This is a genomic window from Geodermatophilus sp. SYSU D01106, assembly GCF_054049995.1.
On record NZ_JBJGYM010000004.1, the window covers coordinates 154,553 to 171,139 of the forward strand.

The following is a 16,587-nucleotide window of genomic DNA, read 5'->3' on the forward strand; positions in this document are numbered from 1 at the left end:
CGGGGTCAGCCCACCTGCCAGCGGGCCCAGTACGCCCGCTGCGCCTCGGTCATGGGCGCCGAGCGGTCGGCCGCGTAGTCGAAGGTGACCAGCACCATCTCCGCGCGCAGGGCCACCTCGCCGTCCTGGGTGAGGTCCTGGCGCATGCCGATCGAGCTGCGGCCGAGCCGGGTCACCGTGCTGGTGACCGTCAGGTGCTCGGCCACCCGGTAGTGGACCTGCCGCAGGTAGTCGATCTCCAGCCGGGCGAGGATGATCCCCGCGCCCGGCGACGGGTCGGCCATCGCCAGGCGGGCGTCCTCGAGCAGCCCGAGCACTCGGGCGTGGTTGACGTGGCCGAACACGTCGGTGTCCGACCAGCGCAGCTGGACCGGGTGCTCGTGCGGCTCGCCGCCCCCTCCGCTCAGGGCAGGTCCGCCGTCTCCGCCGACTGCCGGTGCGCGCCCTGGGCGTCGTCGGGGTCGGGGTGCACGGTGCGCTCCTCGGACTCGGCGAGGATCACTTCGGCGGCGACCTCCTCCATGCCCGTGCCGCGCACCGCCGCCTCCTCCGGCAGCAGGTCCGCGCGCGTCTCGATGTTGTGCTCGGTGACGTTGGCGAGGGCCTCGGGGCTGGGCTCCTTGTTGGTGGTCACCGGGTCAGAACCGCTGCTGCTCGGTGCCGATGCCCAGCGCCCGGGCGACGTCCTGCACGTTCTCGAACGTCTGGCCCTCCGGCAGGCGGCGCAGGTCGCCGAGCACGCGGTCGGGGGCGTTGGACTCCTGCGCCTTGGCCACGAGCGCGTCGCGGTCGGCGGGCCACACCTCCTTGCCGAGCGCCTCGGCGATGGCCGCGCGGTGGTCGACGTCGGCCGGGCTGGTGCCGGCGGGCGTGCCCTCCTGGTGGGGGTCGGTCATGGCTGCTGCCTCCGTTACTGGGGGGTGGGGGTCGAGTCGTCGGTGTAGCGCAGGATCGCCGCCACCGGGATGTCGCCGGGCATGGCCGCGCGCGGGACCACGACGACGCCGGCGGTGCTGGCGACGGCGGCCGCGAGCAGCGCGTTCGTGGCCGGCACCGAGCGCGCCTCCTGCACGCCGAGGGCGTCCATGTCGGCCTGCGCGACGCCGAGCTCCAGCGGCGAGCCGCCCACGAGCAGCTCCTCGTCGTCGGCCGGCTCGGCGAGCACGAGCGTCTCCACCTGGGCCTTGCGGAGCGCCTCCACGACGTTCGCCGTGCCGGTCACCGCGAGGCCGTGGGCACCGGCCGAGCTGATCTTCTCGACGGCGTCGGCCTCGTCCCGAGCCTCGTGCTCGGCGACCAGCTCGGCGGCCTTGCGCTCCACCGGCTCGCGGTCGGCGCCGGCGGCCCGCCCGCCCTCGTCGATGGACACGATGAGGTCCGACCACAGGTCGCTGGCGCGGTCGGTGAGGATCTGGCGGGCCCGCATGTCACCGGCGAGCAGCACGAAGCGTGGGTGCAACCGGCGGACCACCGAGGACACGTGCTGGGCGACGTCCTCGGCGTTGTGCACCCACTTGTTCTCGGCATTGTGCTGGTACCGGTGGTGGGCCCAGCCGCCGCCCTGGAACTTGCGGATCTGGAAGGTGTCGCCCTTCACCGTCTCCTCCTCCTCGGCGTGCCCGGGGAGGCTCGCGACGGTGAGGTCGGCGCCGGTGCGGTCGGTGAGGACGACGACGTGCGGGATCCGGCCGGGCAGCGCGCGCAGCACCGGCAGCAGGTCCGGCGTCGGCGACCACTGCGCGAGCTCCTGCCGCGGCACGTCGGCGAGCTGGGAGTCGAAGACGACGGTGCCGTCGGCGGCCACCACGACCGCGCGGCCGCGGACGGTGCCGGCCTCGCCGCCGTCGTTGCCCTCGAGCAGCCGGCCGCGCACCGCCTCGACGACGGCCTCCGGCGCACCCTGCTCGGTCAGCTTCTCGGCGACCGCGCGGACCTTGAGCTCCAGCTCGGTGTCGGCGCTCTCGGTGTTGTGCGTGACGTCGGCGGTCACCGTGGCGTAGGGGCCGGCGGCGTCGAAGACGGGTGCCAGGAACGACACGTCCATGGGTGGGACCACTTCCTCGGTGCGGATCGGTGGGACGGCGTCCTCGGCGGGACGCGCACTGTCCGCCGCCTACCCACCGGCCCCACCCCCACACACCGTGTCGGAACGGGAGGGGACGGGTAGGCGCTGCCCCATGACCGAGCACGACCAGCTGCCGCTGCCCGACTACGACCACCTGCCGGTGGGGGGACTGATCTCCCGGATCCGCACGCTGGACGCGACCGGCCTGCAGACACTGCTGGACTACGAGCGTTCCCACGCCCGGCGCCTGCAGGTCGTCACCGCCATGGAGAACCGGCTGGCGTCCCTGCACGAGGGCGCGCAGCCCTCCGGCGGTGACCCGGCGGCCGCGGCCGCCGACGACCCGGCGCACGCGAGCGGGGGCTCCAAGGTGTCCGAGGCGACCACCGGCCCGAAGATCAACCCGCCGTCGCAGGGCGACCCGACCAACCCCGGCCAGCCGCGCTGACGGGCTGACCGGTCCCGCACCCGGGCGGTCCCGCTCACGCAGGAGGCCGCGCACCCCCACCGGGGTGCGCGGCCGCCTGCGTCCCGGCCTGGGAGCGCCGGGGCCGGGCAGCTACATGACCTCGCCGAGGCCGGCGATCATCGGGCCGACGACGATGACCAGCAGCGCCGGCAGGATGCAGGCGATCAGCGGGAAGGTGACCTTCACCGGCACCTTCGCGGCCTGCTCCTCCGCGCGCTGGCGGCGCTTGAGCCGCATCTCGTCGGCCTGCACGCGCAGCACGTCGACGACGGCGATGCCGTAGGCGTCGGCCTGGTTGATGGCGCTGACGAAGCGGCGCAGGTCCTCGACCTGCGTGCGCTTGACCAGCGCCTCGTAGGCCTCGCGCCGGGGGCGGCCGACGGTGACGTCCTGCAGCGTGCGCACCAGCTCGCCGGCCAGCGGGCCGGTGCCGGTGGCCGCGGCGCGGGCCAGCGCGCCCTCGAAGCCCAGCCCCGCCTCGACGGCGATGGTCATCTGGTCGAGGACGTCGGGCAGCTCCAGGGCGATGGCCGCCTGGCGCTCCTGGCCGCGGCCGTGCAGCAGGATCTCCGGCACGTGGTAGGCCACGGCGACGCCGGCGACGCACAGCACGCCGACCAGCAGCCCCGGGTTCTCGGTGAACGCGACCGCCGCGACGAGCACGGCGGCGGCGCCCAGCGCGAGCTTGGCCCACAGCAGGCGGGTCATCGTCCAGCCCTCGGGCCGGCCGGCGAGGTCGAGCAGCCGGCGGACCCGGCGCGCCGCCGGGTCGGGGGTGAGGGCCCGCAGCACCGCGCCCCAGCCGGTGCGCCGCGCCTCCAGCGAGCCGACCTCGTAGGTGGTGGAGAACAGCCCCCGGGTGAGGTTGCGCCGCGCGATCGACAGCACCCGCCCCGAGCGGGACAGCGCCACGTGCACCGACAGGCCGAGCGGCAGGACGATCGCGAGCACTCCGGCGAGGACGATCCCGGGCATCAGAACCTCACCTTGACGACGGCCCGCAGCCACAGCCCGCCGAGCAGCATCAGCACCGCGGCGACGACGAGCATGACCACGCCGGCCGAGGTGCCGGTGATCTGGTCGAAGTAGGTCGGCGAGATCAGGGACAGGAAGCAGAAGACGCCGACCGGCATGAGCATGAGCACCAGGCCGGACATGCGGCCCTCGGCCGACAGCGACCGGGCGTGCCGGCGCAGGGCGTTGCGCTCGCGGATGGTGGTGCTGACCCGGTCGAGGACCTCGGCCAGGTTGCCGCCGACCTCGCGGTGGATCGCGATGGCCTGCACGACCCACGCGAAGTCGCGGCTGGCGGTGCGCTCGGCCACCTCCTCCAGTGCCCGGTTGACGTCGCGGCCCACGCGGGTCTCGTTGACCACGCGGGAGAACTCGATCGACGTCGGCTCCGGGGCGTCGCGGGAGACGGCGTCGAGCGCGCGCAGCACGCTGTGCCCGGCCCGCAGGCTGCTGGCCATGAGGTGCAGGGCGTCGTCGAGCTGGTCGGCGAAGGCGGCCTGCCGCCGGTCGCGCCGGCCGTTGACCCAGACGACGGCGGCGACGGGCGGGAGCACCGCGAGCAGCACGCCGAGGACCACCCCGCCCAGGACGCCCCCGGCGAGCGCCGCGCCGGCGGTCGCCCCGGTGACGACCAGCGCCACCTCGGCCGGCGGCCGGGAGATCCCGGCGCGCTCCAGCGCGAGCTCGAGCTGCTCGGCGCGGCCGAGCCGCCGCAGCACCCGGTCGGCCAGCGCCGCGGTGTCGTCGGCGGCGCCGCCCAGCCGGGTGGCCTGCTGCGGCCGCGCGCCGGGGGCGAGCCGCTCCAGGCCCACCCGCGGCGGCCGCGGCACGGCGAGCACCAGCACGCCGGTCGCCAGCCCGAGGGCCACCGCGCCGACGGCGACCCACAGCATCGGCGTCATCAGCCACGGCCCCCGAAGGCGGGCCGCTGCGGCGAGACGCCGAAGACCCGGGAGGACAGGCTGATGCCGAGCTCGGCGAACTTCTCGGTGAACCGCGGGCGCACGCCGGTGGGCACCGCGCGGCCGAGGAACCGGCCGTTGAGGTCGGTGCCGGCGGAGTAGTCGAAGAGGAAGGCGTCCTGCAGGGTGACGGTGTCGCCCTCCAGGCCCTGCACCTCGGTGACGTGGGTGACCCGGCGGGTGCCGTCGCGCAGCCGGCTGATCTGCACGATGACGTCGACGGCGGAGGCCACCTGCTCGCGCACGGCCCGCAGCGGCAGGTCCATGCCGGCCATCAGCACGAGGGTCTCCAGCCGCGCGATGGCGTCGCGCGGGGTGTTGGCGTGCACCGTCGACAGCGAGCCGTCGTGGCCGGTGTTCATCGCCTGGAGCATGTCGAGGCTCTCGCCGCCGCGGACCTCGCCGACGACGATGCGGTCCGGGCGCATGCGCAGCGAGTTGCGCACCAGGTCGCGGATGGTGATCTCGCCCTTGCCCTCGATGTTGGCCGGGCGGGACTCCAGCCGGACGACGTGCTCCTGCTGCAGCTGCAGCTCGACGGCGTCCTCGATGGTGATGATCCGCTCGTTCTCCGGGATGAAGGACGACAGGACGTTGAGCAGCGTCGTCTTGCCGGTGCCGGTGCCGCCGGAGACGACGATGTTCAGCCGGGCCTCGACGCAGGCGCGCAGCAGCTCGGCCATGTCCGGCGACAGGGTGCCGAAGGAGATGAGGTCGGCCACCTGGAACGGGTCGCGGCTGAACTTGCGGATGGTCAGCGTCGAGCCGCTGAAGGCCAGCGGCGGGATGACGGCGTTGACGCGGGAGCCGTCGGCGAGGCGGGCGTCGACCAGCGGGGAGGACTCGTCGATGCGGCGGCCGACCCGGGACACGATCCGCTCGATGACCTGGCGCAGGTGCTGCTCGTCGGCGAAGGACGCCGTCGTCCGGCTGATCCGGCCGTTGCGCTCGACGTAGACCGAGTCCGGGCCGTTGACCATGACCTCGCTGACGGCGGGGTCGTCCAGGTAGGGCTGCAGCGGGCCGTGCCCGAGCACCTCGTCGGTGAGCTCGGAGATGAGCCGGCGGCGGTCCTCGGCCGACAGCGGGGTCTGCTCGTTGGCGACCACCCGCTGCAGCTCGGCGCGGACCATCGCGAACAGCTGGTCCTCGGGCAGGTTGCCGTCGCTGAGCTTGGCGCCCAGCCGCTCGAACAGCGACCGGCGGGCGCGGTCCTTCAGCCGGCCGAGGGCGTCGCCGCCGGCCACCGCGGCGTCGGCGGCCGGCCGCGGGCCCGGCAGCGCTCCGGGCTCGGGCACGGGGTGCGCCGCCGCGGCCCGGGTGGCGAGCGAGCCGTGCTCGATCACCTCGGGCGTGCTGCGGGCCACCCGCACGGGATCGGCGCCGAGGGCCGCCTCCCCGCGCGCGAGGGCCACCCGGTCGTTGAGGTTCACCGCGAGCCCGCCCGCAGGCGGCCGAAGAGGCCGGCCTTCCGCGGTCCGGCGTCGGGCAGCATCCGGCCGAGCAGGGTCTGCAGGCCGCGGGCGACGGCGTCACGGCTGCCGGACTCCAGCAGCGGCGCGCCGGTGTTGGTCGACAGCGGGACGGCGGTGGTGCGCGGCAGGACGACGTCGAGCGGCGCGCCCACGGTCGTCTCGACGTCGGCCATCGACAGCGCGCCCGCGGAGTCGGCCATGTTGATCACCAGGTGCCGGCCGGCCGGGACGAGGCCGAGCTCCTGCAGGACGTCGAGCTCCTTGCGCAGCCCGCGCACGCCCGGCACGTCCATGCTGCTCATGAGCACCAGGTCGGTGGCCTTCTCCAGCGCCATGAGCGTGTGGTCGGACAGGCCCGGCGCGGTGTCGACGACGACGTAGCGGAACTCGTGGCTCAGCGTCTCGATGAGCCGGCCGACCTGCTCGGCGGTCACCGCGTCGCCGGCGGCCGGGGACTCGCTGCCGGCGACCACGTAGAGGCCGCTGGGGTGCCGGGTGAGGAAGGTCTTGAGGACCAGCGGGTCGTTGCTGGCCGCGCCGTGCACGGTGTCGGGCAGCGAGTACTCGGGCGCGAGGGCCAGGGCGCTGGCGACGTCGCCGAACTGCACGTCGAGGTCGACGATGACGGTCGGGCCGACGCCGGCCCTGGCCAGGCCGACGGCGAGGTTGGTCGACACGGTGGTCTTGCCGACGCCGCCCTTGGGCGAGGCGACGACGATGACGCGGTGGTCGGGGCGCGAGCCGCTGCCGGCCTGGGTGGCCTCCCACCGGGCGCGCGCGAGGTCACCGGCGCGGCCCAGGACCGCCGCGACGTCGCCCGGGCCGGCGTCGGCGGCGAGGACGTCGCGGACGCCGGCGCGCATGGCCGCCATCCACAGGTCGGGGTCGGCCGGGGCCACGACGACGACGCTGGTGGTCGGGGCGGCGACGTCGACGTGGCCGGCGAGCAGGAACGCCCGCTCGAGCGGCACGGCGGGACCGAGCACGACCACCTGCGGGCTGCCGGCCTCGGCGATCCGGGCGAGCAGGCCGCCCTCGGCGTCGAGCGACTCGACGCCGAGGTTCAGCAGCGCGCCGTTGCTGGCGTGGGCGAAGCGCTGGACGAGGTCGGCGCCGACGCCGACGGTGAGGACCTGGGTCACTTGTCGCCTCCGGAGGTGGTGCTGGTGCTGGTGGTGGTCCCCGGGGCGCCCGCGGCGGGCGTCTCGAGGGAGAGGTAGAGGGCCTGCGCGGTCGAGCCGATGACGATCAGCTCGGCCTCGGCGGGCGAGACGGCGAGGGTGACCAGGAAGCCGGTGGCGGCGTCGGCGGGCACCTCGACGCGGGTGACGAGCACCTGGTGGAAGACCTTGAAGACGGTGTAGGCGGTGAGCCCGTCGACGTCGGGGAGCTGGCTGGTGAGCTGGACGCCGACCTTGTCCCCCGCCTGCAGCGCGCCACCGGCGGCGCGCTGGGCGTCGAGCGCGACGGTCACCTCGACGGTGCCGGCCGGGGCGAGGACCGTGCCCTCGGGCGCGAGCGCGGCCGGGTCGACGAAGCGGTCGGTGAGCAGCTGCTCGCCGGGCAGCAGGTCGGTGGTGGTGACCTTGCCGGAGGCGGCGCCGATGTCGGTCATGGCGTCGGGCGCCACCAGGCGGGTGGGCACCTCCTCGGTGCGGACCGCGCCGCCGACGGTGATCGCGTCCGAGCCGGCGGGCACCCGCTCGTCGACGACGAGGACGGAGACGAGCTCCTCGTCGGCGCGGGCGCGCTCGTCGGCGGCCTGCACCCACCGGACGAGCACGATCACGCCGAACAGCGCGATCGCGAGGGCCGTGAAGCCGGCCAGCAGTCGTCGTCGCATGGGTCCTATCCCTGGGGTTCGAGGAAGACGGAGTACGCGCCGCGGTAGCCGGCGTCGAAGGTGGTGAGGTCCGGCGCCGTCCGGGAGACGGCGGCCGCGACGGGGGCCGACGACGGGAGGGCGGCGCGCGAGAAGCGGCCGACCAGCGCCGGGTCGTCGGGCCGGTTGATGTAGTCGTAGCCCTCGAGGTAGAAGGCGGCGTAGGCGTAGACGCGCATCTGCGCGCTGCCCTCGGGGCCGCTCACCCGGTCCCAGATGGGGACGATCACCGTGGTGCCGATCAGGCTGGCCAGGTAGGCGTTGGTGCAGCTGATCGGCAGCCGGTACGAGGTCGTGTACATGCCGGTGTACTGGCTGATGGTGCCGCCGATGCTCGACGTCGTGCCGCAGGAGGAGTTGCCGCCGTCGCCGTTGGTCACCGCGTAGCCGACGCGGACCGGGGTGACGCCGTCCGGACCGATGCAGGTCTCGGGGGACCCGAGGTCGGTGGTCGCGTTGACGCGGATGGTGGCGTTGCCGTTGCGGTCGCGCTGCATCTGGCCGACGTACTCGCACCAGCTGATGACCAGTGGGAACCGGGCGGTCCCGCCCGAGGTCGGCGCCCAGGTGGCCCGGCTGGTGGCGGTGACCCGGCTGGCGTCGCGGCCGAGCAGCGGGGCGAACCAGTGCGCGGCGTCGGCCGACGTCGTGACGTCGACCCGGCGGGTGCCGACGGTGACGGCCGGCGTCCGGAGGGTCGCGTCGAAGGAGTCGGCGACGGAGGCGTTGGCGGTCTGCAGTGCCGTCGCCGTGGTCGTGGTGTTCCCGCAGGCACCGCGGGCGCAGTCCGAGGCGATGGCGATGGCCGCCGCGTCGGCGGCGTTGAGCAGCTGCGCGCGGTCGGAGTAGTACGAGGCGACGTCGACGGCGATGGCGCCGCAGGCGAGCAGCGGGACGAGCAGCATCGCCGTCATGACGGCCGTGGCCCCGCGCTCCTCGGCGAGGCGGCGCGGGGCGAGGCGGCGGAACGGCCAGGTGATTAGCCGCCGCATCGCATCCTCGCCGTGCCGGAGAGGTCGACGCCGGTGCGGCCGAGGAAGCCGGAGACGAAGGTCTGGCGGTAGGTGATCCGGGCGGTGACCGTGTCGGTCGGCGTCGCGCCGGAGCAGGAGGTGCCGCGGGAGAACGTGAAGGTCACCGCGCCGGCCGGGACGCCGAGCGAGGTCGCGGCGTTCACGGCGGCGGTGCGCGCGTTGCCGGCGTTGTTGGTGAGCGCCATGACCCGGACACCCTCGCGGGCGGCGGCGGACAGGGTGCTCTGCGCCTGGAACATCTTGCTGCACTCGACGATGCCGATGAGCAGCAGGATCAGGACCGGGGCGACGAGGGCGAACTCGACCACGGCGGCACCCCGCTCCCCCAGCAGACGGGTGCGCAGGGTGCGGGGACGGCGGCTCGACCGGGAGCGCATGGCCGGTGCACGTCCTCTCGGGGTGGTCAGGGCAGGGATGCCGGGCGGGCCGGCGGGGGTGGCGCGAGAGGGGTGGAGGCGGCGCGGTGCCGGGAGGGCACCGCACCGCCTCGCACGACCCGTCAGAGCAGCGGCTGCGCCGCGAGGGTCACTTGACGATGTTCTCGAAGAGGCCCGTGAGGTCGTCGGTGAAGGCGGCGACGGCGGTGGCGACCACCGCGGCGATGGCGGCGACGAGCAGCGCGTACTCGACCATCGTGGCGCCCTTCTCGTTCTCCTTGACCGCCGCGAGGCGGTCAGAGACGACGAAGGACAGGGTCTGCAGGGCGGCGAAGATGCTGGTCACGGGGTGCTCTCCTAGAGGGTCGGCCGTCGGCGGTCCGGGTCGGTGTGAACCGGTGTCGCGGCGTCGCAGTGGTGTTCGGCCGGTCGACCGGGCGGGTGAAGCAGGTGGCGCGGCGTCTCCCCCCGGGGGGTGAGGCCGAGCGCTCCACAGGCCCGGTCAGGTCCGGCGGTTCAGGTGCGTCTCCGCAGGTCAGCCGGGCGTTCGCCCGTTGCGGGGGCGGGCCCGCGCCGCGGGGGCCACCCCAGGTCTCCTCCGGTCACGGAACGTGCGCGGAGCCACCGGGACGGGTGGCGCGCAGCACCCGTCCGGGGGCACGGGCGCCGCTCGGCGGTCACAGCAGGCCCTGCCAGGTGCCGGCGAGCACCGCGGCGGCAAGGGCGCCGGCCGCGAGGGCCGGCCCGAAGGGCAGCTCGGTGCGCCGCCCGGCGCGGCCGGCCGCCATGAGCGCCAGCCCGAGGACGGCCTGGGCGAGGAAGCCGAGGAGGAAGCCGACCAGGACGACGGGCCACCCGAGCCAGCCGAGCAGCAGCCCGAGCAGGCCGGCGAGCTTGACGTCGCCCATGCCGAGTCCCGGCGCGGCCATCGCCATGGCGAGGGCGACGCCGAGAGCGGCGGCGCCCGCGAGGACCGCGCGCAGCAGGTCGTCCCAGCGGTCCCCCGCGGCGGCGGCGACGGTGAGCAGGACCAGTGCGCCGGCGACGGCGGGCAGCAGCACCCGGTTCGGCAGCAGCTGCTCGCGCAGGTCGATCACGCTGAGCAGGACGCCCGCGGCGACGAACCACAGCCAGGCCGGGAGCTCCGCCGTCGGGCCGAAGCGGAGGGCGGCGAGGAGGAACAGGGCCGCCGTCGCCGCCTCGAGCAGCCCGCGCGGGGCAGCGCCGCCGCGGCCGCCGAGCACGGCGCCGACGGTCGCCGGGCGCGGCCACGGGAAGCGCGCGGCGGCGCGGTCGACGAGGTGGCCGACGCCCGCCCCGGCCAGCGCCGCCAGGACCGGCACCAGCACCGGCGCGAGGCCGGTCACCGGGCGGTCCGGGGGCGGGAGGCGGGCACGGCGTGGACGCTGACACAGCGCGGACAGCGGTCCCGGGCGGTACCGCGGGCGCTTTCCCCGCGTCGTCCCGCTCGTCACGGACGGCGCAGTCGCCCCACGGTCCCCTCCCGCCCACGGCGAGATGCCACGGGATCGGTGCTGGTCGGACGGCAGGTCCTGCCGAGAGACGTGCGACGATGCGCACGGCGGCCGGTGCGGCCGGCGGGGGGAGGTCGCGTGGACGAGCAGGCGCCCGAGCGGCCCACCCGGCGCGCACGGCGCCTGGCGGCCCGGGCCGAGGCGCGGGTCGACGCGCGCGGTCCGCGCACCGGCGAGATCGCCGTCACCGACGCCGCCCGCGCCGCCCGCGAGGCGGCCGGCCTCCCGGCGGAGCCGTCCGACACCGCCCGCTGGCGGTGGCTGCAGCGCGAGGAGGAGCGGGCCCGCGCGACGCCTCCTCCCCCACCCTCGGGCGGGCGGCACCGCGCCCCGGAGTGAGCGCCGATCCGTCATGCTCCGATCGTGCGCACGCTGCCGGTGCTCGCCGTCCTGTGGCTCCTGCCGCTGACCGCTGCCTGCGACCTGGGCGGCTGCGACCAGTTCGCCGTGTCCCTCGCGTCGGACCGGGGTGGCGCCGCCTCCCCGGTGGCCGCGGCGGAGGCGTACGCCGGCCCCGGGGACGTGCCTTCTACGGGCTGGCGGGTGGTGGACGAGGACGCGACCGGCGTCGAGCTGAGCGCCGGCGACGTCACCCTGCACGCCGTCCAGGGACCGGACTCGACCTGGCAGGTCGACTCAGGACGCCGCTGCTGACCTTCCGTGCCGATAGCGTTCCGCCCGTGCACGTGGTCCGCGGTCTCCGCCAGGCGCTGGTGATGCTCGTCGGAGGAGCTGCGGTCGGCGCAGCGGCCGCCGGGATCTGGGTCCTGCTCGCCGGCGGCGGCTACCGGGCGAAGCTGGCGGTCGCGCTGGTCGTCGTCGCCGGGCTGCTCGCGCTGGTCGGCGGTTCGCTGGTCGCTCGGGCCGGCACCTCCGACGTGCGCGCCTTCCTGGGGCGGGCGCCCGAGCGCGACCAGGCCGACCTCGGCGGCGCGCTCCAGCCCATGGGCGTCTTCCTCTTCGTCTGCGTGCCGCTCGCCGTCGCCGGGCTGCTGCTCGCCGGCTGAGCTGTCGGTGCCCCGCGGCAGGGTGTGTGCGTGCCCTTCGAGACGACGCTCGTCCGCTCGCCCGGCTCCGGCGGCTGGGTCTTCGCGCCGGTGCCCGCCGAGCACGCGCCCGACTCGGCTGGCCCCTTCGGCCGCGTGCCGGTGACGGCCACCGTCGACGGGAGCACGTGGGCCACGAGCGTCTGGCGCGACCGCCGCGCCGGGTGGCTGCTGGCCGTCCCCGCGCGGGTCCGCCGCGGCAAGGACGACGGCGACGTCGTGACCGTGGAGGTGGCCGTGGACCCGACGCGGATGTGAGCCGATCCGGCCGCTGACCTGCCGTTTCTGTCGTACCCCCGCCGTAGGTTCGCCTCATGTCGGCGAGTGCGGAGCACGTGTCGCCGATCGAACGCGCCCTCGCCGGCTGGCTGATCGAGCAGCCGGTGGCGATCGAGCGCCTGCCGGTCGGGGTGCTGTCCGACGCCCAGGCCGCTGCGGAGCTGGCGCGGGTGCAGGCGCGCAAGGCGATGGACGCCGCCTACGAGGCCGAGCTGGTGCTCCGGCTGGCCGAGACCCGCCCCGCCGACCTCGACCCGTCGCCCGGCACCCCGGGTGCCCGGTCGGGGTCGTGGGCGCCGGACCCGGAGCTGCCGGGGGTGTCGGAGTTCTTCACCGCCGAGCTGGCGGTCGTGCTCAACGTCGGCCGGCCCACCGCCTCGACGCTGGCGAAGCGGGCGTGGACCTACCGGGAGTCGCTGCCGGCCACCTGGGCGGCGCTGGCTGCGGGTGAGCTGGACGAGCGCCGGGCGATGGTGCTGGTCGACGTGCTGCAGTGGACCGTCCCCGCGCTGGCGCGGCGGGTCGAGGCCCGGCTACTCCCGCACGCCACCGACTGGACCGTGCGGACGCTGCGCAAGCGCGCGGTCGAGGCGCTGCTGGAAGTGGACCCCGACGCCGCCGAGCGCAAGAAGGACGACGCGCAGCGGACCGCCGACGTCCGGATCGTCCCCTCCGCGCAGGACGGCATGGCGCTGATGATCGCCGAGCTGCCCGCCGAGGTCGCCGCCGCCTGCATGGCCGTGCTCGACTCCTTGGCGCGGCTGGCCAAGGACGCCGGCGACCCCCGCCCGATCAGCCAGCTGCGCACCGAGCTCTACGCCGCGGTCTTCCTGCGCGCCGGCGAGCCGGGCCGGCCGGCGGTCACCGCGCACCTGCAGATCATCGCCACCCTCTCCGCCCTGCTCGGGCACAGCAGCGAGCCCGGTGAGGTCGACGGGCAGCCCATCACCGCCGCCCACCTGCGCGAACTGCTGCGCCAGCTCGACGCCCTCGGCATCCGCGTCCCCGCCGGCGGGTCGGTCACCGTGGCGGTCACCGACGACGACGGCACCCTGCGCGCCACCACTCCCCTGGACCAGGCCCGCCGCCTGGCCACGCGTGGCTGCCCCGACCACGCCGACGCCGACGACGATTGCGACTGCCCGGTGCTCGACCGACCCGAGCCCACCGACCGCTACACGCCCACCCGGCCGCAGCAGCGGTTCGTCCGCACCCGCGACCGCACCTGCCGCTTCCCCACCTGCGGCCAACGAGTCGGCTGGGCCGACGCCGACCACGTCATCCCCCACGCACACGGCGGGAAGACCGACTGCGCCAACCTCTGCTGCCTGTGCCGCAGCCACCACCGCCTCAAGACCTTCGCCCGAGGCTGGAGCTTCCAGATGGCGCCCGACGGCGTGCTCACGGTGACCACGCCGTCGGGCATCACCCGCACCACCCGCCCACCGGGCATGCGACCACCCCCACCACCCGCGCCCGACCCGCCACCGCCGACGGCACCCGAGCGGCCACCGTTCTGACACCCGTCCCCGGCGGCGCGCGCGTCAGCTGAGAGCCCGGTCGAGGAACGACCCCACGACGGCACGGAAGGCGGCCGGCTGCTCCACCCACGGGAAGTGGCCGCAGCCGTCGACGACCGCGGCCTCCCCGCGGGGGAAGGCGTCGGCCACCGCGAGCACCGGCGCACAGCCGGCGGCCGTGTCCTGCGCGCCCGCGACGACGAGGACCGGTGCGGTCACCGCGGCCAGCCGGTCGCGGAGGCCGTCCGGGGCGTCCCCGGCCATGAACGCCCGCGCCGCGGCGAGCGAGTACCGCACCCCCTCCGCGTGCGCGCGCGTCCTGGCGTCCCACCGGGCGTAGCCGAGCGGCGCGGTGCGCAGGCGCCAGGCGGTGAAGTCGTCGTCGGTGAGGCCGGGGCCTTCGTCGAGCGCCGCCAGTGCCGACGCCACGGCCGGTTCCCCCACCCGGGCGGCCAGCAGGTCCGGGACGTCGGACGGCACGTCCACCAGGTACTCGGCGGGCGGCGTCACCAGCACCAGCGCCGAGAGGCGCTCCGGGAAGCGGGCCGCGTACGCCACCGCGAGGCGGGTGCCGGCCGAGTGCGCCACGACCGCGTAGCGGTCCAGACCGGACGAGGCCCGCAGCCGGTCGACGTCGTCCACCTGCTCCCACCGCGAGGCGAGCGGCGCGGCGCTCGACCGGCCGACCCCGCGCAGGTGCGGCACGACCAGCCGGTACTGCTCTCCCAGCCCGGCCAGGTCCCCGAGGTAGGACGGGTGGGCCGCCGCGCCACCGGCCAGCACCAGCACCGTCGGTCCGTCGGCCCGCCCCAGGACGTCGGCGTGCAGGTCCACCGCACTCATCGGCCGTACCGGACGGTCAGCAGCCCGTCGTCGGAGTCGGCCAGCCGGCCACCGGCGGCGGCTATCGCCGCGGCCACCCGCGCCAGCCGCTCGTAGGCCGCGGCGGCGTCGGCCAGCGTGGCGGCCCTGTCGGCGGCGTGCCGGAAGGTCAGCGCCTCCGTCGTGCGCACGAGCGCGCCGTCCTCGACCGCGTGCACGCGCAGCGCGGCGGCGTCGGCGACCAGGTCGTGGCCCGGCCCCACGCGCGCCGGCACCACCGCCCACCGGCGCTCCCCCGCGTCGGCCGCCGTCACCTGCCGGCCGAGCTCGCCGAGCACCCCGGCGGCGAGCCCGGGGCCCGACACCTGCCGCGGACCGGAGCGGTCCCACGCGACCACGGGCGTCCGCGGCACGGCGTCGAGGTCGAGGACGTCGTCGCCCGGTGCAGGCGGCTCGTCGACCACCCGCACCCGCCAGACCGGCAGCGGCGGCGCCTGCCCGTCCCCGGGCGGGACGGCGACGCCGTCGCGGGCACGCGCCCGGCGGGAGGGCCGCGTGGCGAGCAGGTGGCCGTCGCGCAGCGGCTGCTCCGGGACCCACCCGGCTGCGTGTGCGGCCCGCAGCTCGGCCGCGAGCGCGGTGAGCCGGGCGACGACGTCGTCGAGCGTGCGGGCGCCGTCGAGCTGCCAGCGGTGCTCGGTCTCGTACCGGGAGCCCGGCCAGGGCGACGGTGGGTGGGGTGCGGTGGCGGTCATGGCGTCTCCACGCGGGCGCGCCCCGGGCCGCGGCGGGGTGGCGGCGGGAGGTGCCGCGCCGGCGCCGGGCCCGCGGGGTGCGTCGCGGGTCGGGGCCGGCGGGGGTCCCCGGTCGGGGGCCGCGCCGGCCGGGCCGATCATGGCACGCCCGGCCGGTCAGTCCAGGGCGTAGGTGGCCTCGACGACGGCGTGCACCGTCACGTCCTGCGGATCGAGGTGCAGCTCGGGCTCCCCGCCCATCGCGCCGCGGCCCTTGGCCATCATGAGCTCGGGCCCTCCGGCCGTCGCCGACGACAACCCCGCGTCGGCCAGCTCCACCAGCGCGCCCAGCGGCCGGCCGACGGCGTCGGCAAGGTCCTCGGCGGCCTCCCGGGCGGCGTCGACGGCGGCCCGGCGTACGGCGCGCCGCGCGGACGCGGGGTCGTCGAGCTCCCACGCCACTCCGCCGATCTCCGCACCGGCGCCGGCGGCGACCTCGGCCACGGAGTCGGCTGCGCCGGCGTCGACCCGCACCGACCCGCTCACCGACGCCTCCCACCCGTCGCGCCGGTGCCGGCCGGTGTCGGGGTCCCAGGCGTGCCGCTCGTGCACCGACACCCGCGACAGCACCACCCGGCGCACCCCGGCCGCCAGCTCGAGCGCCGCGCGCAGGCCCGCCGCCAGCGCCGAGGCCCGCTCTAGGGCCTCGGCCCGCGACGACGGCGACACCGCGCGGGCGTGCACGGCCAGCACCGCGGCGTCCGGCGCGTGCTCGGCGCTCGCCTCCCCGCGGACGCGCACGACAGCGGTCACACGCGCGACCCCGCGGGCACGGCCAGCGCCGCCTCGAAGCAGCCGTGCAGCAGGTCGAGGCGCTCCACCAGCCGGGCCACCCACGCCGGCGAGGTGCTCACCGGTACCGGCTCGAACATCAGTGACCAGAACAGCCGGTCGACGGCGCCCGCCCGCACCCACCGCAGCTCCTCCGCCGACAGCTGGCTCCCGACGGCGGCGGCGAGGTCCTGCGCGACCCGGCGCTCCAGGCGGCCCGTCGCGGCAGTCGGGGCGACGAGGCCGATCGCGCGGCCGAGCAGCGGCAGCAGCCGGGGCCGGTCGGCGTCGGAGAGGACGTCGTTGGCGTGCCGCAGCACGGCGGCGAGCTCGGCGTCGACGCAGCGCGGCGCGTCGGTGAACGCCTCGCCCGCCAGCAGCGCCGTGTACTCGAGGAAGCACGCACCGCGTGCGGGTGTGCGGTGCCGGCCGCGGCCGAGCACCGGCAGCGAGTCCGGGATCCGTTCCATGGCAGCCCCCTCCGCCGGGAGCCCCGAGCGTAGGTCCGCGCGCCGCCTCCTCCCACCCCCGGAGCGCAGCGG

At 76.3% G+C, this 16,587-nt stretch carries 23 protein-coding genes; 6 read left to right on the plus strand and 17 right to left on the minus strand.

Features of this window, described 5'->3' with window-relative positions; genetic code table 11:
• Positions 1–5: 5 nt before the first annotated feature.
• From ACI78R_RS06150 to ACI78R_RS06165, 4 genes are read right to left on the minus strand one after another with little or no spacing between them, the layout of a single operon-like run.
• The gene (locus ACI78R_RS06150; RefSeq protein ID WP_083628965.1) at positions 6–407 is read right to left on the minus strand and encodes an acyl-CoA thioesterase; all 402 of its coding nucleotides are present in this window, start codon (positions 405–407) and stop codon (positions 6–8) included.
• Entirely contained in the window at positions 404–634 is a 231-nt protein-coding gene (locus ACI78R_RS06155; RefSeq protein WP_073422285.1) for a hypothetical protein, read from the minus strand. The genes ACI78R_RS06150 and ACI78R_RS06155 overlap by 4 nt, the downstream gene beginning before the upstream one ends.
• A gap of 4 nt (positions 635–638) precedes the next feature.
• A complete protein-coding gene (locus ACI78R_RS06160; protein ID WP_073422284.1) occupies positions 639–896 on the minus strand; it encodes a DUF2795 domain-containing protein in 258 nt (85 codons plus the stop codon).
• Positions 897–910: 14 nt separating this feature from the next.
• Positions 911–2,044, minus strand: coding sequence for a baeRF2 domain-containing protein (locus tag ACI78R_RS06165; protein ID WP_457040003.1), 1,134 nt, complete (start codon positions 2,042–2,044; stop codon positions 911–913).
• A gap of 133 nt (positions 2,045–2,177) precedes the next feature.
• Here ACI78R_RS06165 and ACI78R_RS06170 point away from each other — a divergent pair, with 133 nt between their 5' ends.
• Entirely contained in the window at positions 2,178–2,513 is a 336-nt protein-coding gene (locus tag ACI78R_RS06170; RefSeq protein WP_073422282.1) for a hypothetical protein, read from the plus strand.
• 111 nt (positions 2,514–2,624) lie between these two features.
• Here ACI78R_RS06170 and ACI78R_RS06175 read toward each other — a convergent pair whose 3' ends face one another.
• The 9 genes from ACI78R_RS06175 to ACI78R_RS06215 form a co-directional block, all read right to left on the minus strand.
• Positions 2,625–3,509, minus strand: coding sequence for a type II secretion system F family protein (locus ACI78R_RS06175; RefSeq protein ID WP_336033675.1), 885 nt, complete (start codon positions 3,507–3,509; stop codon positions 2,625–2,627).
• On the minus strand, positions 3,509–4,450 hold the full coding sequence (locus ACI78R_RS06180) for a type II secretion system F family protein (RefSeq protein ID WP_457040004.1): 942 nt from the start codon (positions 4,448–4,450) through the stop codon (positions 3,509–3,511). Before ACI78R_RS06180 ends, ACI78R_RS06175 begins: the two co-directional genes overlap by 1 nt.
• Positions 4,450–5,943: a CpaF family protein gene (locus ACI78R_RS06185; RefSeq protein ID WP_073422280.1), complete on the minus strand. Its 1,494-nt coding sequence runs from the start codon at positions 5,941–5,943 to the stop codon at positions 4,450–4,452. The genes ACI78R_RS06180 and ACI78R_RS06185 overlap by 1 nt, the downstream gene beginning before the upstream one ends.
• On the minus strand, positions 5,940–7,127 hold the full coding sequence (locus tag ACI78R_RS06190; protein WP_457040005.1) for an AAA family ATPase: 1,188 nt from the start codon (positions 7,125–7,127) through the stop codon (positions 5,940–5,942). The genes ACI78R_RS06185 and ACI78R_RS06190 overlap by 4 nt, the downstream gene beginning before the upstream one ends.
• On the minus strand, positions 7,124–7,828 hold the full coding sequence (gene cpaB, locus ACI78R_RS06195; RefSeq protein WP_454555568.1) for a Flp pilus assembly protein CpaB: 705 nt from the start codon (positions 7,826–7,828) through the stop codon (positions 7,124–7,126). Before cpaB ends, ACI78R_RS06190 begins: the two co-directional genes overlap by 4 nt.
• A 5-nt stretch (positions 7,829–7,833) precedes the next feature.
• Entirely contained in the window at positions 7,834–8,859 is a 1,026-nt protein-coding gene (locus tag ACI78R_RS06200) for a TadE/TadG family type IV pilus assembly protein (RefSeq protein ID WP_457040006.1), read from the minus strand.
• On the minus strand, positions 8,847–9,278 hold the full coding sequence (locus ACI78R_RS06205; RefSeq protein WP_457040007.1) for a TadE/TadG family type IV pilus assembly protein: 432 nt from the start codon (positions 9,276–9,278) through the stop codon (positions 8,847–8,849). Before ACI78R_RS06205 ends, ACI78R_RS06200 begins: the two co-directional genes overlap by 13 nt.
• Before the next feature lie 148 nt (positions 9,279–9,426).
• Complete coding sequence (locus tag ACI78R_RS06210; protein ID WP_457040008.1) at positions 9,427–9,624, minus strand: Flp family type IVb pilin; 198 nt, start codon at positions 9,622–9,624, stop codon at positions 9,427–9,429.
• A 331-nt stretch (positions 9,625–9,955) separates the two neighbouring features.
• A complete protein-coding gene (locus ACI78R_RS06215) occupies positions 9,956–10,645 on the minus strand; it encodes a prepilin peptidase (protein ID WP_457040009.1) in 690 nt (229 codons plus the stop codon).
• 246 nt (positions 10,646–10,891) lie between these two features.
• Between ACI78R_RS06215 and ACI78R_RS06220 the strand changes: the two genes are divergently transcribed.
• Genes ACI78R_RS06220 through ACI78R_RS06240 form a run of 5 tightly spaced genes read left to right on the plus strand, consistent with a single transcriptional unit; the run spans position 10,892 to position 13,658 of the window.
• The gene (locus tag ACI78R_RS06220; RefSeq protein ID WP_073422273.1) at positions 10,892–11,152 is read left to right on the plus strand and encodes a hypothetical protein; all 261 of its coding nucleotides are present in this window, start codon (positions 10,892–10,894) and stop codon (positions 11,150–11,152) included.
• A gap of 24 nt (positions 11,153–11,176) precedes the next feature.
• Positions 11,177–11,467: a hypothetical protein gene (locus ACI78R_RS06225; protein WP_073422272.1), complete on the plus strand. Its 291-nt coding sequence runs from the start codon at positions 11,177–11,179 to the stop codon at positions 11,465–11,467.
• 26 nt (positions 11,468–11,493) lie between these two features.
• Positions 11,494–11,820 carry a hypothetical protein gene (locus ACI78R_RS06230; protein WP_457040010.1) on the plus strand — a complete coding sequence of 109 codons (327 nt, stop codon included), beginning with the start codon at positions 11,494–11,496 and terminating at the stop codon, positions 11,818–11,820.
• A gap of 30 nt (positions 11,821–11,850) precedes the next feature.
• Positions 11,851–12,117 (plus strand): DUF1905 domain-containing protein, encoded by a 267-nt coding sequence (locus ACI78R_RS06235; RefSeq protein ID WP_457040011.1) that lies wholly within the window; start codon positions 11,851–11,853, stop codon positions 12,115–12,117.
• Positions 12,118–12,173: 56 nt separating this feature from the next.
• Positions 12,174–13,658 (plus strand): DUF222 domain-containing protein, encoded by a 1,485-nt coding sequence (locus ACI78R_RS06240; RefSeq protein WP_457040012.1) that lies wholly within the window; start codon positions 12,174–12,176, stop codon positions 13,656–13,658.
• A 24-nt stretch (positions 13,659–13,682) separates the two neighbouring features.
• Here the strand turns inward: ACI78R_RS06240 and ACI78R_RS06245 are convergent, their stop codons facing one another.
• The 4 genes from ACI78R_RS06245 to ACI78R_RS06260 all read right to left on the minus strand — a co-directional run bounded on the left by ACI78R_RS06245 (position 13,683) and on the right by ACI78R_RS06260 (position 16,515).
• On the minus strand, positions 13,683–14,501 hold the full coding sequence (locus ACI78R_RS06245) for an alpha/beta fold hydrolase (protein ID WP_457040013.1): 819 nt from the start codon (positions 14,499–14,501) through the stop codon (positions 13,683–13,685).
• The gene (locus ACI78R_RS06250) at positions 14,498–15,235 is read right to left on the minus strand and encodes a hypothetical protein (RefSeq protein WP_457040014.1); all 738 of its coding nucleotides are present in this window, start codon (positions 15,233–15,235) and stop codon (positions 14,498–14,500) included. The genes ACI78R_RS06245 and ACI78R_RS06250 overlap by 4 nt, the downstream gene beginning before the upstream one ends.
• Before the next feature lie 156 nt (positions 15,236–15,391).
• A complete protein-coding gene (locus ACI78R_RS06255; protein ID WP_457040015.1) occupies positions 15,392–16,027 on the minus strand; it encodes an SIMPL domain-containing protein in 636 nt (211 codons plus the stop codon).
• The gene (locus tag ACI78R_RS06260) at positions 16,024–16,515 is read right to left on the minus strand and encodes a hypothetical protein (RefSeq protein WP_457040016.1); all 492 of its coding nucleotides are present in this window, start codon (positions 16,513–16,515) and stop codon (positions 16,024–16,026) included. The genes ACI78R_RS06255 and ACI78R_RS06260 overlap by 4 nt, the downstream gene beginning before the upstream one ends.
• Between the last annotated feature and the right edge of the window lie 72 nt (positions 16,516–16,587).

Bases quoted from the DNA above. Each gene is read 5' to 3' on its own strand.
- cpaB (WP_454555568.1), bottom strand. From the start codon at position 7,828: ATGCGACGACGACTGCTGGCCGGCTTCACGGCCCTCGCGATCGCGCTG.
- ACI78R_RS06245 (WP_457040013.1), bottom strand. From the start codon at position 14,501: ATGAGTGCGGTGGACCTGCACGCCGACGTCCTGGGGCGGGCCGACGGA.
- ACI78R_RS06165 (WP_457040003.1), bottom strand. From the start codon at position 2,044: ATGGACGTGTCGTTCCTGGCACCCGTCTTCGACGCCGCCGGCCCCTAC.
- ACI78R_RS06250 (WP_457040014.1), bottom strand. From the start codon at position 15,235: ATGACCGCCACCGCACCCCACCCACCGTCGCCCTGGCCGGGCTCCCGG.
- ACI78R_RS06200 (WP_457040006.1), bottom strand. From the start codon at position 8,859: ATGCGGCGGCTAATCACCTGGCCGTTCCGCCGCCTCGCCCCGCGCCGC.
- ACI78R_RS06180 (WP_457040004.1), bottom strand. From the start codon at position 4,450: ATGACGCCGATGCTGTGGGTCGCCGTCGGCGCGGTGGCCCTCGGGCTG.
- ACI78R_RS06170 (WP_073422282.1), top strand. From the start codon at position 2,178: ATGACCGAGCACGACCAGCTGCCGCTGCCCGACTACGACCACCTGCCG.
- ACI78R_RS06260 (WP_457040016.1), bottom strand. From the start codon at position 16,515: ATGGAACGGATCCCGGACTCGCTGCCGGTGCTCGGCCGCGGCCGGCAC.
- ACI78R_RS06205 (WP_457040007.1), bottom strand. From the start codon at position 9,278: ATGCGCTCCCGGTCGAGCCGCCGTCCCCGCACCCTGCGCACCCGTCTG.
- ACI78R_RS06240 (WP_457040012.1), top strand. From the start codon at position 12,174: ATGTCGGCGAGTGCGGAGCACGTGTCGCCGATCGAACGCGCCCTCGCC.
- ACI78R_RS06160 (WP_073422284.1), bottom strand. From the start codon at position 896: ATGACCGACCCCCACCAGGAGGGCACGCCCGCCGGCACCAGCCCGGCC.
- ACI78R_RS06175 (WP_336033675.1), bottom strand. From the start codon at position 3,509: ATGCCCGGGATCGTCCTCGCCGGAGTGCTCGCGATCGTCCTGCCGCTC.